This is a genomic window from Pseudomonas sp. TAE6080, from assembly GCF_018732265.1.
Classification (GTDB): domain Bacteria; phylum Pseudomonadota; class Gammaproteobacteria; order Pseudomonadales; family Pseudomonadaceae; genus Aquipseudomonas; species Aquipseudomonas brenneri.
The window spans coordinates 244,053-259,075 of sequence record NZ_JAHIDY010000002.1 but is presented as its reverse complement, the minus strand read 5'-3'; the positions used below and the strand labels follow the sequence as shown (position 1 = coordinate 259,075).

The following is a 15,023-nucleotide window of genomic DNA, read 5'->3' as shown; positions in this document are numbered from 1 at the left end:
ACATGGCGGCACCTTACCGGAGGGTGAGGTGTTGCACTCAGTTTTTGCGGCCGCCCGGTTATATCCCTGCCCATGGCATTATTGGTGACGACTTTACACAGTTTTTGTCATTCGTCTTTTATGACGGATCGGCAGGCACTATTGCCCAGGTAGGTAGTCTAGCCTTTGCTATTCTGGCGTTTGCCTCTTTCCGGTCACTGTATTATTTCACTCGTAGTATTGGTTTTGCATTCGTTTCAATTTTCTGCCTTTTTGGGAATTTGAGCTGGCTGTATTTGACGCCGTTTCTATGTCTCTGGCTGAGCCCAGTCTTATATAAGCGGCCCACCCATTGGCTTATTGTCTGGATGGTGACTGCGCCAATTGTCGTATTGGGTGTTCCACCGCAAGGGTTGTTATTGGCGGCGGCGAGCGGCCTGATGGCGGCCTATTTTACCTGGCGAGTTTGGCAAAATCGCAAGTCTGAGCCTCTGACCGGGATTATTGCGACGGCTGTAGTGATTCTGGTTGTGGGTTTAGTCACCCCTGCCGGCGTAATGTTGTTGGGGGCGATTCGTTATGTGTTGGAGAACGGTCCTATCAACCAGGTGGCCTACGGTATTCCATGGAGCCTGAGTTGGATTGCAGGTGGACAGCGAGGCTTTATTTTTGAAGTTGTCCGCATGTCCTGGATCGCTATTCCGCTGGTTTGCCTGTTGCTTATCTACGGCTGGAGCAAAGATGCCAATCGTCGTGCCGTGGCTGTTTTTCCCTTGGTTATTGTTTTGCTTTTCGTCTTGTTGTTGATTCCTTACTCAATGGGGCGTATTGACCCTGGGGCAATGTCCCGTCCGGGCTTGGCTGCAAGTCTGGGCTGGGCAATCCTGCTGCCGGTTGCGGTGTGGAGAGTTCTCGATTCTGGCGCTCGGGTGACGATGATAGTAATCGTTGCGAGCATAAGTTCAGTTTTGGGTTATGCGCCGTTTACGACAGCGATCAACAATCTAATCCAATCCACGGCTGCAACGATTGCCACCCCTGTACTGCGAGATGGTCCAAGTGCTGGGTTGCCTAACCTTGGGCGCGCTTCCGTACAGGAAGACCACTGGATGAGGTTAATCAGCCTCTCGAAGGTCTTGGCTGAGCATGTCCCCGCAGGTGAGACTTACCTGGACCTGACGTCGCGTAACGCACAGTACTTTTATCTGGGTTATCGACCTCTTTTACCGGTAACGGCTGCCTACAATATGGTTTCGCCCGCTCAGCAACAGCGCGCCATCGATGCATTGAAAGAAAACATGCCAACCGTTGCATTGCTGGAGGGAGTGAACGTTATCCACGATGGCGGCGGGCTGGCCCTGCGTAACCCTTACTTGTATCGTTTTATTGTTGATCACTACGATCCAGCTTATGTAAATGGTTTCATTCTGGGCTACAAAAAAGGTAGCGTCGAAGCGCAATCCTCGCAGATCGATATTCCTCTGATGGACTTTACGGATGTTAACTGGCTGCGGGGTCTGCACCGTAATTCAGCAGCAGCGTATATAGAGGACCCAGCGCTGTTAGCTCTGATCAAGGTGGGTGATGAGGTGCGCACCCGCTCGGGTGATGTACGTCGTGTTGTGCGGGTTGATGTATCGGGGCAGAGTGTTTGGCTGGAAGGACCTCCCTTTGAGGCTTCTTCTACAGGCCTGAAAAACTCAGTGACGCTACTTAAAACAGATGCTCGTAAGCTTGCTGAATACAAAACGGCTCTGTTACAGAAGGCTTTTGGGCAAGCTGAGCTGCAAAAAATCCCGGTGGCATGGGGGCGTTCCCAAACGTCTCTGGACAATAGGATGACAAGCGTCAAACCTCTGGATGTGTTGAAGTCCAGCCTCAATCAATTAGTGGCACAAGAGGGGGCGTATCGGGTCGACGGTTCTGATCCTTACATGAGCTTTGACCTCACAGGGTTGAGTCTGTCTGGCCACGACGCTGGCCTGCTCAAGTTCGAGTTCCGCTGCTCAGGCCGCGCTGCAGAGCCTCGTATGCAGGTGTTCTGGTGGGGGGACGGGCAACAAGGGCCGTTCGAAGCCTCCAGTGTTCGTTTCAATGCAGAGGACGGGACGTTGATCGTGCCGCTGGATGCGTCACCGCGTTGGTTGACGTTGCAGCATGTGAAGGGCATCCGTATCGACTTGGACAATGCTGGTGCTTGCAGCAGTTTCAAGGTTGATAACCTGGGGCTCTACCAGCGGCAGCACTGATACAAGGTGCTCCCCTAAAAGACCCGATGGCCCTGGCGGACATCGGGTCTTGTCGTTTCAGTGCTGTGGGCGCTTCAGGTCCACCAATACCGCACCAGATGAAAGAAAATCGGCGCCGCAAAACACACCGAATCCAGCCGATCGAGCATCCCGCCGTGCCCTTCGATCATATGCCCCCAGTCCTTCACGCCCCGGTCGCGCTTGATCGCCGACATCACAATCCCGCCGGCAAAGCCCAGCAGGTTGATCAACAGTGCTATCAGGAAGGACTGCCAGGGGTTGAACGGTGTGATCCACCACAGCGCCGCGCCGATCAGGGATGACAGCAGGATGCCGCCGACAAAGCCTTCGACGGTTTTCGACGGTGACAGGTTGGGGGCGATCTTGCGTTTGCCGAACAGTTTGCCGCACACGTACTGCAACACGTCCGAGAGCTGCACCACGATCACCAGGTAGGCGATCAGCAAGAGGTTGCGGCCCTCGTAGCCGACGATGTCGAGGGTCAGCAGGGCGGGGACGAAGGATACGCAGAACACCGCGATCATCAGGCCCCACTGTACTTTCGAGGCCCGCTCCAGGAAGTGCGTGCTGTCGCCGCCCAGCGAGGCCAGGATGGGTAGCAGCAGGAACACGTAGACCGGGATAAAGATCGAGAACAGGCCGTACCAGTCAAAGTAGATCAGCAGGTATTGCAGCGGCAGCGCCAGGTAGAACGCGGCGACCAGCGCCGGGTAGTCGCTGCGGCGGGTGGGGGTGAGGGTGAGGAATTCGCGCAGGGCGTAGAACGACACGGCGTAGAACAGCAGGATCACCGTGCCGGTGCCGAGCCAGAAGGCGATGCCGATCACCACCACCATCACCCACCAGGCGTTGATGCGGGCGTTGAGGTTGTCGATCACCGCGTTAGGCGTACCACGGGTGCGTAGCTTGAGGATCAGGCCGATCAGCGAGGCGAGCACCAGGATCATGCCGATACCGCCGAACAACATCAGGGTTTGGCTATCCATGTCAGGAATGCTCCGGGGCGAGGGCGAGCAGGGCGTCGCGGCTGCGGGCGAGGAACAGGGCCTTGTCTTCACCGTCTGCCAATTGCAGGGGGGCGCCGAAGCTGGTGGTGCATAGCAATGGCAGTGGCAGCACGCGACCCTTGGGCATCACGCGGTTGAGGTTGGCGATCCACACCGGGATCAGTTGCGCCTGTGGATAACTCTTTGCCAGGTGATACAGGCCACTTTTGAACGGCAACAGGCCATCCTCCAGGTTACGCGTGCCCTCGGGGAAGATAATCAGCGAGTCGCCCTGTTCCAGGGCTTCGAGCATTGGCTGCAAAGGGTTATCCACAGGGTCTTTGCGTTCGCGGTCGATCAGCACGCCGTTGAAGACGCGGTTGATGATGTAACGGCGCAGCGCGCTTTTGTTCCAGTAGTCCGTGCCGGCCACCGGGCGTGTGGCTTTGCGCAGGTTTGGCGGCAAGGATGCCCAGAGCAGCACAAAGTCGCCGTGGCTGCTGTGGTTGGCAAAATAGATGCGCTGCACCGGTTCTGGCGCACAACCCAGCCACAGGCTGCGGGCGCCGGTCACTGTGCGGGCCATGGAGGTAATCAGGGTCGCGACCACGGGTTCGAACATGAGGATTCCTTATCCGGAGAAGGGCAGCCACGGGCTGGCCAGGATGACGGCCAATGTCAGTACTACTTGCGCGCCCAGCAGGTAAGCCTGTTTGCGTAGCAATTTGAGGGCGCCGCGCTGGCGCTCGGTCCAGGGTCGGCTGGTGCGGTTGGCCGGTTGCAGGCCCAGGCTTTGCAGGCTCTGGTCCAGTTCGCCGGTGCGCTCTATGTCCTTGGCCATCAGCGCAAACAGATCGGCATCGAACGCCACCCGCAGTGCCCAATACTTTTGCAGCAGCCCAAGGATAATCATCCACAGGCTGAGCAGCAGGCAGATCGGCGTGATACTGACCATCAACAGTTGCGCCAGGCCAAACAGCACCCCGAGCAAGGTCAGGCCTGTGGATAACTGATCCAGCGAGCGGCCGCGGCGCAGCAGGCTGGCGACCACCTGGAGTTGCATATCAGCGGGCATACGACAGTTCTCCCAAGGCTTGACGGTGATTGGCATGCAGGACCACATCCGGTCGTGCTGTACGAATAATAGCCAGTGCCTCATCCACCGTGTTGGCCCGCCCGCTGTGCAGCAGCCATGCAGCCACGGCGCTGGCACTGCGCGAATAACCGAGGGCGCAGCACACCAGCAACGGCCCGTGTTCGCGCAAGCGCTCAATGGCTTGGGCCGCTTCCAGGCACTGTGCAGGTGTAGGTACGGTCAGGTCGAGGACGGGCAGGGCATGGTAAGCGCGGCCTTGTGGATAAATCGGCAGTTCGGCACACAGGTCGACCACGGCATTGAATGAATTTAACTGTGCTGCTGTCGGAATCCGCCCCAGCCAGACGTTATCCACAACCTGGTCGGGCTGTGGATGTTTGCGCGTCCAGAGCCGTGAGTTGAGCCACGCCGCCGCGAGATAAGGCGCATACAGCCAGCGTGCTGCCGGGCTGAGGCGCCCATCCGCGCGTTTCTGAAAACCTGCGGCGCCCAGCAGCCAATAGTTGAGCGCCACCAATAACACCGCCACGGCCGGCCAGAGCAGCCACAACCCTGCGCCCTCCAACGTAAAGGCCGCTATCGCCAGCAACAGGGCGCCCACGGCGTAACGCAAGCCCAGGCGCCAGCGTTTCGGGTCCTGGGTCAGCCGTGCATGCAACAGCGGGCTTGGATGATCCACCGGCCATAGCCACACACACAGCCAGCCGGCCAGGGCGCCTGTGGGTAAGTCGATAAAGTGATGCTGGTAAGTGGTCAGCACCGAAATGCCGATCAGGGCGAACCAGCCATGCACCAGCCAGCGCCACAGGCCCTGGGTATGGCGCTGGTACATGACCCACAGGATTACCAGCAAGGCGATATGCAGCGAAGGCGCCTGGTTGAATGGCTTGTCGAACCCTGCCAGCACCGCGAACAGCCAACCGAATACGCCGTCCATTTCCGGCCGCTCAAAGGTGAAGCGCAACGGCCAGAGCAGGAAGCAGCTCACGGCAATCACCTGGGCACTGAGCAGGCGCAGGGCATGTTGCTTGAGCTCATGGCGACTGTTGGGCAGCAGCAGGGAGAAACCATAGAGCAGGTCGATCGACCAGTAGGGCACGATGGTCCAGGCCCAGAACGGCATATGGGTTTCCCAGCCGAACACCAGGGTGCCGACGTCGCTGCGCTGGCTGGTGACCCAGGTGGCGAAGCCGTAGGTGCTGAAGAACAGCGGTGCCAATAGCAGCAGCCACAGCAACGCTGGTTTGAAAAGTCCCGGTTCGCGCATGCTCAGATCTTCTGCGCCAGCGAGACGCTGAAGATGCCCCACTCATCCACGCGCTGGGTGATCTTGCGAAAGCCCGCCGCCTCCACCAGTTGATCCATTTCCGCCTGGCTACGACGCCGCATCACCCAGGCCTGGCCCTGGCGATGGCTGGTCAGGGCGCGGGCGATCAGTTCCAACTGCGGGTGCCACGGTTGGCCGGTGTACACCAGGTACCCGCCGGGCTCCACGGCTTCGGCCAGGCCGGCCAGGGAGCCGCCGACCATGGCGTTATCGGCAAACAGTTCATACAACCCGGACACCACGGCCAACGTTGGCTTGGGTGCCAGCGCTGCCAGGTCGGCCTGGTCAAACGCATCACCTTTGACGAACTGCGCAATATCCCCCAGGCCTTTCTCGCGGATCAGCGCGCCGCCGTCGCGTACGTTGATATCGCTGTAGTCGCGCAACAGGATTGATTCCGGCAGTGGAGAAACGCCCTGCAAGGCTTCCAGAATGTACCGACCATGCCCGGCGGCGATGTCGACGATGCGCACTTCACGAGCGTCGTCCCGCAGTTTGGCCATGGCCAGGCGTAGTAACTCTTCGACATGCAGTTTGCGCTGGCGAATCCCACGCCAGCCGATGGAGTTCAGGTAGTTGGTGTCGATCATCCGCCCCAGCGCACCTTTGCCGGTGGGCTTGTTGCGATAGACATAGTCCAGGGTGCTGCCGGAATCGAAACCGGTGTCAAAGCCCAGTTTCACGCCCTCGGACAACTGGCGGCCCAGGCCCATGCTGGCGCGGGTCATGCGCCAGTACAGGTCACGCAGTGAGTTGCGTGGCAGCGGCGCGGCGAGGGATTCGGATTCGGCGCAGGTCGCGCCGATCTTGTCGGCATCCAGCAGGCTGGCGCGGTCCAGCGGGTGCTCGAAGTTTTGCAGGATAAAACGCCTGGCGCTGGCCAGTGCCACGGCGCGGTCACGTTCGCCGAGGGTGTCGTGGAAAAAACCGGGGAGGATGTGCAGTTCTTTTTTCAGGCTGCCCAGGCGCTCGAAGAACTGTTGCTGGGGTTTGCGATGCACCACAAAGTCCGAGCCGGAGATCAGCAGTTGGGTCGGCACCTGGATGGCCTGGGCATCGGCGACCACACGGTCGGCCGCTTCGTATAGGCCCAGCAGCACGTTCACCGAGATCGCCTTGGTGATCAGTGGGTCGCTGTCATAGGACGCCACGCGTTCGGGGTCATGGCTGAGAAACTTGGCCTTGACGTAGCTGTTGACGAAAAAGTTGCCGCGAAAGCGCCGCATCAGCGCCAGGCCTGGCCGGGCGAAGGGCACGTAGAGCTTGACCTTGAACGCCGGGGAGGCGAGCACCAGGGCGCGGATGTTCGGCGCGTAGTCGTGGACCCAGGTGGCAGCGATCACCGCGCCGACGCTTTGGGCGATGACGGCGAGGTTGGCGGGCTCAATGCCATAGGTTGCGCCGATATGGTCACAGAAGGTCTGCACGTCCCGCGCGCTGGTGGCAAAGCTTGGGCTATCGCCACGCTCGCCGGGGGATTGGCCGTGGCCACGGGCGTCCCAGGCGAAGAAATCGAAGTGCGGCAGGTCCAGCTCATCCACCAGGTGCGCAATGCGCCCGGAATGCTCGTGGCCACGATGGAACAGCAGGATCGCCTGGCGCGGCTCGCTGCCTGCCTCTGTGGTCGCGGGCCAGTGCCGATAGAAAAGTTCTACGCCGTCATGGGTGCTGAAGGTGTGCTGCTGCTGTTCGCGCATCGCAAGATCCTTATGCCGTAGGAGGGATGTCTTGTGGTTCTTTGAGGCCCTGGCGCACACGGTTGACCAGGGTGTAGGCGAGCAGTGCAGCCACCAGCCACATCACCCCGTCGACCCAGCCGGCGCCGAGCCAGCCCAAAGCCACGCCGGTGGCGAGTACGCCGAGGATAAACGCACGATCACTTTTGCCCATGGGTCCGTCATAGCGCCGCGATGCGCCGACCATGGGCCCGAGCACGCCAGCGTATTCGCTGAACACCGCCAGCAGTGTCACCAGCAGCACCGGTGCCAGGCTGACCCCGGGGATCAAGGCAAATGGCAGGATCAGCGCGCTGTCGGCGATCACGTCGCACAGTTCATTGAGGTAGGCGCCCAGGCGCGACTGCTGGCCGAACTCCCGGGCGAGCATGCCGTCGATGGCATTGAGGGCCATGCGCAGGATCATCCACAGCGGGATCAACGCGAACAGCCAGGTGTACTGGGCGAAACCGGCGATCAGCAGGCCCACCAGCAACGACACAATCGCGGCCAGCACCGTGATCTGGTTGGCGGTGGTGCCGTTGTCATACAGGCGCTGCACCAGGGGCCGCAGCAGGTTTTGAAAACGCGGTTTGAGCTGATAGATCGAAATCATGAGAGTGACGCTTCCTTGTCCGTGATCCCGCGAAAAAGCTGCTGCGAGTGTGACGACAAATCGCGGCGGGCACTAGTGATGGCTCCTACAAGGATTGAGGAAAGCACGAAAATTTTCACAGCGTTGTAACGTCCATCCGGCACCTCACTCTAGTGCTGTGTCGGGACGGAACAAACCGTTCAGCCGACCCCCTACAGACCCATGAGGAATACCACAATGAACTTCAAGAATGCCGTTTCCGGTGCTGCCCTGGCCATTGCTGCCGCCACGATGTTTGCCGGTGTCGCGACTCAGGTCCAGGCGGCCGATGAAGCGAATGTGCATTGCTACGGCGTGACCTCCTGCAAAGGCATGAACGACTGCAAGACCGCTGAGAACGCTTGCAAGGGCCAGGCTGTCTGCAAGGGCCATGGTTTCAAGGCCATGACCAAGGCTGCCTGTGATGCAGCAGGTGGCAAAGTCGGCGAATAACCGCGAACAGGTGATCCCGCAGCGGTGTGCACGCCGCTGTGGACACTTACCAGGAGTTCGTCATGTCGGTATCGGTTCCTTGCCTGGGCTACGGCCTGGGCTTACGCAGCGCTTACTATCAGGAGATCATCGAGCAGTCGCCAGATGTGGACTGGTTCGAAATCGTCTCCGAGAATTATCTGGTCCAGGGCGGTAAAGCCTTGTACTACCTGGACGCCATCGCCGAGCGCTATCCGCTGGTGATGCATGGTGTGTCCCTGTCCATTGGCGGGCCCCATGCCCTCGATATGGATTACCTCAAGCAACTCAAGCGATTGGCTGACCGGGTCAAGCCGGCCTGGGTTTCCGATCACCTGTGCTGGAGCCGTGGCAACGCCCATCAACTGCATGATTTGCTGCCGCTGCCCTACACCGGGGAAAGCCTGCGCCACGTCGCTGACCGTGTACGGCAGGTACAAGACGTGTTGCAGCGGCCATTGGTGTTGGAAAATGTCTCCAGCTATGTGCGATCCAAGGATGACGAATTCACCGAGTGGGAATTTCTCAGTGCCTTGAGCCACCTCAGCGGTTGCGAGCTGCTGTTGGACGTCAACAACGTATATGTCAGCTCGCGCAATCACGGCTTTGACGCCTGGACTTTTATCCGCAACCTGCCGCCGCACAGCATCCGGCAACTGCATTTGGCCGGGCATATGGACTATGGCGATTACGTAGTCGATACCCATGACCATCCGGTATGCGATCCGGTGTGGCAGCTGTTTCAGCAGACCCTGGAACATCTGGGGCCGGTGGCGACATTGCTGGAGCGCGATGACCATTTCCCGCCATTCGCCGAGCTGCTCGACGAACTGGGCAAGGCCCGTGAGTTGGGGGCTGGCGCTTTGGCCAGGAGGTCACTATGCGCCTGATCGAGTGGCAACTGGCGTTCGAACGACATCTCTTGGCAGACAGTGACAACAGTGGCTTTGGCAGCACGTTGATCGGTGGCCCGACCCTGGACGTCGACACTGGGCTGGCGATCTACCACAACGCCTACCGGGCTCGCCTGCTGGAAGTGATGCAAGGGGATTTTCCAGGGCTGTGGCATTGGCTGGGGGATGACGAGTTTGCTGGGCTGGTGGCGGCCTATGTGCACCGTTACCCCTCGACGCACTTCAGCTTGCGCTGGTTGGGGCAGCGGTTTGAAAGCTTTATCGGCGAGCATCTGGTCGCCGAACAAAGCGCCCCCCTGGCAGAACTGGCCCGCCTGGAATGGGCCTTTACCCTGGCGTTTGATGCGCCAGCGGACCAACCCCTGACCCTGCAGGATATGGCGCAACTGGCACCTGAGGCCTGGCCGTTGTTGCAAGTCGAGTGGGCCCCGACAGTGCAGCAGGTGGTGTGCCGCTTCAACAGCCTGCAGATCTGGCGCGCGGTCAAGGCGCAGGCTGAGTTTCCCGGTAGCCAGCCATTGCCGCTGGCCGAGGTGTGCCTGATCTGGCGTGACCAACAGGTGTGCCGCTACCGTAGCCTGGAGCCTGCCGAGGCGTACGCCCTGGCCGGGATGGCCGAGCGGGGCTGGACGTTTTCAGAACTGTGCGCCGAATTGGCAGTCACTTATCAAGAGGGCGCGCCGCTGCAAGCTGTCACGTGGTTGAAACAGTGGGTTCAGGACGGTTTGCTGCAACGTCGGGCACCATAGAATGGGGCTATTGAATCGATAGCCTGCTACTTTTTTATGGATGGTCTACCCTCATTTCAGACGTCTGAAACAAGGGGGGACTACTCATGCTCGCGCAACTTCCACCGGCCTTACAGAATCTTCAGCTACCGCTGCGTCTGCGACTCTGGGATGGCCATGAATTCAACCTGGGCCCGGAGCCCAGCGTCACGATTGTGGTCAAGGACCCGGTGATGGTGACGCAACTGACCCATCCCACGCTCGATTCCCTGGGCGCTGCCTTCGTTGAAGGCAAACTGGAGCTGGAAGGCTCCATCAGCGATGTGATCCGGGTGTGTGACGAATTGAGCCACGCACTGGTCGAGGAAGATGAGCACGCCGGACCGGTGCGTTCGATCCACGACAAGGCTACGGACGCCGCCGCGATTTCCTACCACTACGACCTGTCAAACGAGTTCTACCAGCTCTGGCTGGACCGTGACATGGCCTATTCCTGCGGTTACTTCGAGACCGGCAGTGAATCCCTGGACCAGGCCCAACAGGACAAATTCCGCCACCTGTGCCGCAAGTTGCGCTTGCAGCCTGGGGAATATCTGCTGGATGTCGGTTGCGGCTGGGGCGGGCTGGCGCGTTATGCGGCGCGTGAGTTTGGGGTCAAGGTGTTCGGCATCACCCTGAGCAAGGAACAACTGGCACTGGCCAGGGAGCGGGTGCTCGCCGAGGGCCTGGAAGACCAGGTGGAGTTGGCATTGCTCGACTACCGCGACCTGCCCCAGGACGGGCGGTTCGACAAAGTGGTCAGCGTCGGCATGTTTGAACACGTTGGGCACGCGAACCTGGCGCAGTACTGCCAGACCTTGTTCGGCGCCGTGCGCGAAGGTGGTCTGGTACTCAACCATGGCATCACCGCCAAACATACCGATGGGCGCCCGGTGGGGCGTGGCGCCGGCGAGTTTATCGAGCGCTACGTGTTCCCTAATGGCGAGTTGCCGCACCTGGTGATGATCAGCGCCCAAATCAGTGAGGTGGGCCTGGAAGTGGTCGACGTGGAAAGCCTGCGCCTGCATTACGCACGCACCCTGGATCATTGGAGCGAGCGTCTGGAAGACAACCTGGAGGCCGCTGCGAAGATGGTGCCGGAGCAGGCACTGCGCATCTGGCGCTTGTATCTGGCAGGTTGCGCCTATGCATTTGCGCGCGGCTGGATCAACCTGCACCAGATCCTGGCGGTCAAACCCCATGCCGATGGCAGCCATGAGTTGCCGTGGACGCGGGAAGATCTCTACCGCTGAGGTCTTTGACCCCACTGCAATACTAAATGTGGGAGCGGGCTTGCTCGCGAAGACGTCGGCCCAGCAAATATTGATGTTGACTGACCCACTGCTTTCGCGAGCAAGCCCGCTCCCACATTGGTTCTGCGTTGGTCTATAGGATCGGGGAAATCAACCGCGCCACCCGCATGCCCAATTGTTGCAGGCGGCGAGTCTGTTGGCTTTCTTCCTGGCTGGTTTCATGGGCCTGGGCAAAGTCGTCCAGCAGCATGTGTTCCACTTCGCTGGCGAAGGCTTTGTCGACAGTCAGCAACATCACTTCGAAGTTGAGGCGGAATGAACGGTTGTCCAGATTCGCACTGCCGATAGCGCTGATTTCACGGTCTACCAGCACCACTTTCTGATGCAAGAAACCGGGTTTGTAGCGGAATACCCGAACCCCGGCGCGTACCGCTTCAATCGCGTACAGGCTGGACGCCGCATAGACAATCCGATGGTCGGGGCGTGACGGCAGCAGCAAGCGTACGTCCACGCCACGCAATACTGCCAGGCGCAGTGCGGCGAATACCGCTTCATCGGGGATGAAATACGGGCTGGTGAGCCACACCCGCTCGGTGGCTGCGTGAATGGCTTCGACGAAAAACAGCGAGCAGGTTTCATATGGGTCCGCCGGGCCGCTGGCCAGCAGTTGGCAGAGCACGCCGTCATCGGCATAGGTGTCGGGCAGGATCAGTGGCGGCAGTTCGCGCGCAGCCCAGAACCAGTCTTCGGCAAACGACTCCTGCAGGCACGCCACCACCGGGCCGCTGACTTGCACGTGGGTGTCGCGCCAGGGCGCGAGCGGCGGTTTTTTACCCATGTATTCGTCGCCGACGTTATGCCCGCCGACAAATCCGCTAAGACCATCCACCACGACAATCTTGCGGTGGTTGCGGAAATTCACCTGAAAACGATTGAGCCAGCCGCTGCGGGTGGCAAACGCCTTGATCTGTACCCCGGCGTCGCGCAGCGATTGCACATAGCGGTGGGGCAGGGAGTGGCTGCCGATGCGGTCATACAGCACGTAGATGGCCACGCCCTCGGCGGCCTTGGCCTTGAGCAGGGCGTGCAGCTGGCGCCCGAGTTCATCGTCATGAATGATGAAAAACTGCACCAGCACAGCCGTCCTGGCTGCGCGGATGGCCTCGAAGATGGCGCTGAAGGTCGCATCGCCATTGACCAGCAAACGCACTTGGTTATTGGCCAGGCACGGCATGCGTCCCAGCTTGGGCATGGCGCGCAGGGAGGCGTAGGCGTGGGAGTTGCGCGCGGCCAGGGCCTCTTCGACCCAGGGGCGCCAGTTCAGTTCGGTGATTGCCTTGTGCATCTCCTGATTGGCCTGGCGCCGGGCCTGGATATAGGCATCGAAGCTGCTGCGGCCAAAGATCAGGTAGGGGATCAGTGTCAGGTAAGGCATGAACATCAGCGACAGCGCCCAGGCGATCGAGCCTTGGGCGGTGCGCACGGTCAGCACCGCGTGCAGGGCGGCCAGGGAGCCGAGAAAATGCAGGGTGGCGATGAAGTAACCAAGCAAGTGCGGGCCGAAGAAATCCATGGACAACATTACTCCTGACAATCCAATGCGTAACAGACCATGTTCGGCGGCGATTGTCGCTATTTTATTGAGCATGCAACGCCGACCACTTTACGGCGTCTAACACCGACAATTACCCAGGAGTTACCCGATGAATGCTCGTCTGCTTGGTTTGGCCATGGTTGTTGGTTTGACGCTGCCGGTGGCAGCGCAGGCGCAGATGTTGGCGCCGGGCTTGTGGGAATTGACCACCAGCAATATGAAAGTCGATAACCAGAACCTGCCTGACTTGTCGTTGATCCTCGGTCAACTGAAGCAACAGATGACCCCGGAGCAGCGCGCGATGTTGGAGAAACAAGGCATCACCATGGCTGGCAAGGGCGTGCAGGTGTGCCTGACACCCGCGCAAGTAGCCTCCGATTCGATCCCGCTGACCGACCCGCAATCGGGTTGCAAGCAAGAGGTGACAGACAAGACCGGCAACCAGTGGAAGTTCCGCTTCAGTTGCCCGAAAGCCCAGGGCAGTGGCGTGGCGACGTTCCAGAGCCAGAAGGCGTTCACCACCTCGGTCAACGGCACTTTCAACGCCACCGGTATCCAGCAGAACGGCAGCCTCGACACTCAAGCCCAGTGGTTGGGCAGCGACTGCGGTACGGTAAAACCTCGCGTCTGAAGCATCCCCCTGTAGGCGCCGGCAAGTCGGCGCCTACACATTTGGGTCAGCGCAAAAAGTGCAGGGGCAGCCCCTGGCAACTGTCGACCACCTGACCGTTATGCCAGGCCAGGTGCCCCGATACCAACGTGGTGCTGACACTGTGGCGAAAGCTACGCTCGGCAAACGGCGTCCACCCACAACGCGCCAGGATCGGCTGGCTGCTTACCGGTTTGCCGTGGGGTTCGGGCTTGATCAGTACCAGATCGGCCCAATAGCCTTCACGCAGGTAACCCCGGTCGGGTATGGCGAAGAGGTCGGCGACGCGATGGCTGGTCTTGGCCACCAACGTGGTCAGCGGCAGCAGGCCGTCAGCCACCAACTCCAATAATGCCGGTAGTGCATGTTGCACCAGGGGCAACCCCGCGGGTGCCTCGCGGTACGGCCGCTGTTTTTGCTCCCAGGTGTGAGGCGCATGGTCGGTGCCGATCACATCCAACCGGTTGCTGAGCAAGGCCAGGCGCAGGGCGTCACGGTCGGCACGGGTCTTGATCGCCGGGTTGCATTTGATCTGGTGGCCCAGGCGCGCGTAGTCATGATCATCGAACAGCAAGTGATGCACACAGACTTCAGCGGTGATGAGTTTTTCTGCCAGCGGCTTGTCTTCGAACAGTGCCAGTTCCCGGGCGCTGGTCAGGTGCAGCACATGCAAACGCGTACCGTGGCGACGGGCCAGATCCACCGCCAGGGATGAGGATTTGTAGCAGGCTTCGGCGTCACGGATCAGCGGGTGCGCGACGGCAGGAATGGCTTCGCCGAAGCGGTTGCGCAAACGTTGCTCGTTGGCCTGGATGCTCGGCGTATGTTCGCAGTGCGCGAGCAAAATCGTCGGCACCTCGGCAAATAGCCGCTCCAGAATCTGCGGATCATCCACCAGCATATTGCCGGTGGAGGCCCCCATAAACACTTTGACTCCGGCAACCTTGCGCGGATCGAGGGCGGCCACGGTATCGAGGTTGTCGTTGCTGACCCCAAAGTGAAAGCCATAGTTGGCCACCGAGTGCAGGGCGGCGCGGCGTTTCTTGTCAGCCAGTGCTTCGAGGGTCAAGGTCGCCGGCTGGGTGTTGGGCATGTCCATGAAACTGGTGATCCCGCCGGCGACAGCTGCGCGGGACTCGCTGTAGAAACTGCCTTTGTCCGGCGCGCCAGGCTCACGAAAATGCACCTGGTCGTCAATCATGCCCGGCAGCAGCCACTGACCCTTGGCGTCGATCTCGACGGCGGCGTTTTGCCCTTCGATGCTGCTGGCGATTTTTTTGATACGGCCGTTGGTGACCAGCACGTCGGCGTCGAACTCCTGGCCTTCATTCACCAGGCGGGCGTTGCGGATCAGCAGGCTGCTCATAG

Annotated in this window: 14 protein-coding genes; 6 read left to right on the top strand and 8 right to left on the bottom strand. The window is 60.1% G+C overall.

Translation table 11 applies throughout. The annotated features are described in order from the left end of the window. Window positions 1–2,228: hypothetical protein (locus tag KL786_RS03580; protein WP_215516766.1), on the top strand; the 2,228-nt coding region annotated here is incomplete at its 5' end. Window positions 2,229–2,302: 74 nt separating this feature from the next. On the opposite strand, the gene KL786_RS03575 is transcribed toward KL786_RS03580, so the two are convergent. From KL786_RS03575 to KL786_RS03550, 6 genes are read right to left on the bottom strand one after another with little or no spacing between them, the layout of a single operon-like run. Beyond that, entirely contained in the window at window positions 2,303–3,235 is a 933-nt protein-coding gene (locus KL786_RS03575; protein WP_032856645.1) for a phosphatidate cytidylyltransferase, read from the bottom strand. Window position 3,236: 1 nt separating this feature from the next. Then, window positions 3,237–3,857 carry a lysophospholipid acyltransferase family protein gene (locus tag KL786_RS03570; RefSeq protein ID WP_032856646.1) on the bottom strand — a complete coding sequence of 207 codons (621 nt, stop codon included), beginning with the start codon at window positions 3,855–3,857 and terminating at the stop codon, window positions 3,237–3,239. Between the two features lie 9 nt (window positions 3,858–3,866). Beyond that, the gene (locus tag KL786_RS03565) at window positions 3,867–4,310 is read right to left on the bottom strand and encodes a hypothetical protein (RefSeq protein WP_215516765.1); all 444 of its coding nucleotides are present in this window, start codon (window positions 4,308–4,310) and stop codon (window positions 3,867–3,869) included. Further along, the gene (locus KL786_RS03560; RefSeq protein ID WP_215516764.1) at window positions 4,300–5,598 is read right to left on the bottom strand and encodes a phosphatase PAP2/dual specificity phosphatase family protein; all 1,299 of its coding nucleotides are present in this window, start codon (window positions 5,596–5,598) and stop codon (window positions 4,300–4,302) included. The genes KL786_RS03565 and KL786_RS03560 overlap by 11 nt, the downstream gene beginning before the upstream one ends. Window positions 5,599–5,600: 2 nt before the next feature. Continuing rightward, a complete protein-coding gene (locus tag KL786_RS03555) occupies window positions 5,601–7,355 on the bottom strand; it encodes a bifunctional alpha/beta hydrolase/class I SAM-dependent methyltransferase (RefSeq protein ID WP_215516763.1) in 1,755 nt (584 codons plus the stop codon). A 10-nt stretch (window positions 7,356–7,365) separates the two neighbouring features. Next, complete coding sequence (locus KL786_RS03550; RefSeq protein ID WP_215516762.1) at window positions 7,366–7,989, bottom strand: CDP-alcohol phosphatidyltransferase family protein; 624 nt, start codon at window positions 7,987–7,989, stop codon at window positions 7,366–7,368. A gap of 216 nt (window positions 7,990–8,205) precedes the next feature. Between KL786_RS03550 and bufA2 the strand changes: the two genes are divergently transcribed. The 4 genes from bufA2 to cfaB all read left to right on the top strand — a co-directional run bounded on the left by bufA2 (window position 8,206) and on the right by cfaB (window position 11,412). Then, window positions 8,206–8,460, top strand: coding sequence for a BufA2 family periplasmic bufferin-type metallophore (bufA2, locus tag KL786_RS03545; RefSeq protein ID WP_215516761.1), 255 nt, complete (start codon window positions 8,206–8,208; stop codon window positions 8,458–8,460). A gap of 62 nt (window positions 8,461–8,522) precedes the next feature. Further along, window positions 8,523–9,368, top strand: a complete 846-nt coding sequence (gene bufB / locus KL786_RS03540) for an MNIO family bufferin maturase (RefSeq protein WP_215516760.1) — start codon at window positions 8,523–8,525, stop codon at window positions 9,366–9,368. Beyond that, entirely contained in the window at window positions 9,359–10,141 is a 783-nt protein-coding gene (locus KL786_RS03535; RefSeq protein ID WP_215516759.1) for an HvfC/BufC N-terminal domain-containing protein, read from the top strand. Before bufB ends, KL786_RS03535 begins: the two co-directional genes overlap by 10 nt. 86 nt (window positions 10,142–10,227) lie before the next feature. Then, window positions 10,228–11,412 (top strand): C17 cyclopropane fatty acid synthase CfaB, encoded by a 1,185-nt coding sequence (gene cfaB, locus KL786_RS03530; RefSeq protein WP_215516758.1) that lies wholly within the window; start codon window positions 10,228–10,230, stop codon window positions 11,410–11,412. A 133-nt stretch (window positions 11,413–11,545) separates the two neighbouring features. Here the strand turns inward: cfaB and cls are convergent, their stop codons facing one another. After that, window positions 11,546–12,985: a cardiolipin synthase gene (gene cls / locus KL786_RS03525; RefSeq protein ID WP_215516757.1), complete on the bottom strand. Its 1,440-nt coding sequence runs from the start codon at window positions 12,983–12,985 to the stop codon at window positions 11,546–11,548. Window positions 12,986–13,115: 130 nt separating this feature from the next. Here cls and KL786_RS03520 point away from each other — a divergent pair, with 130 nt between their 5' ends. After that, window positions 13,116–13,637: a DUF3617 domain-containing protein gene (locus KL786_RS03520; RefSeq protein ID WP_215516756.1), complete on the top strand. Its 522-nt coding sequence runs from the start codon at window positions 13,116–13,118 to the stop codon at window positions 13,635–13,637. Between the two features lie 46 nt (window positions 13,638–13,683). Here the strand turns inward: KL786_RS03520 and KL786_RS03515 are convergent, their stop codons facing one another. Continuing rightward, the gene (locus tag KL786_RS03515; protein WP_215516755.1) at window positions 13,684–15,021 is read right to left on the bottom strand and encodes a dihydroorotase; all 1,338 of its coding nucleotides are present in this window, start codon (window positions 15,019–15,021) and stop codon (window positions 13,684–13,686) included. Window positions 15,022–15,023 lie beyond the last annotated feature (2 nt).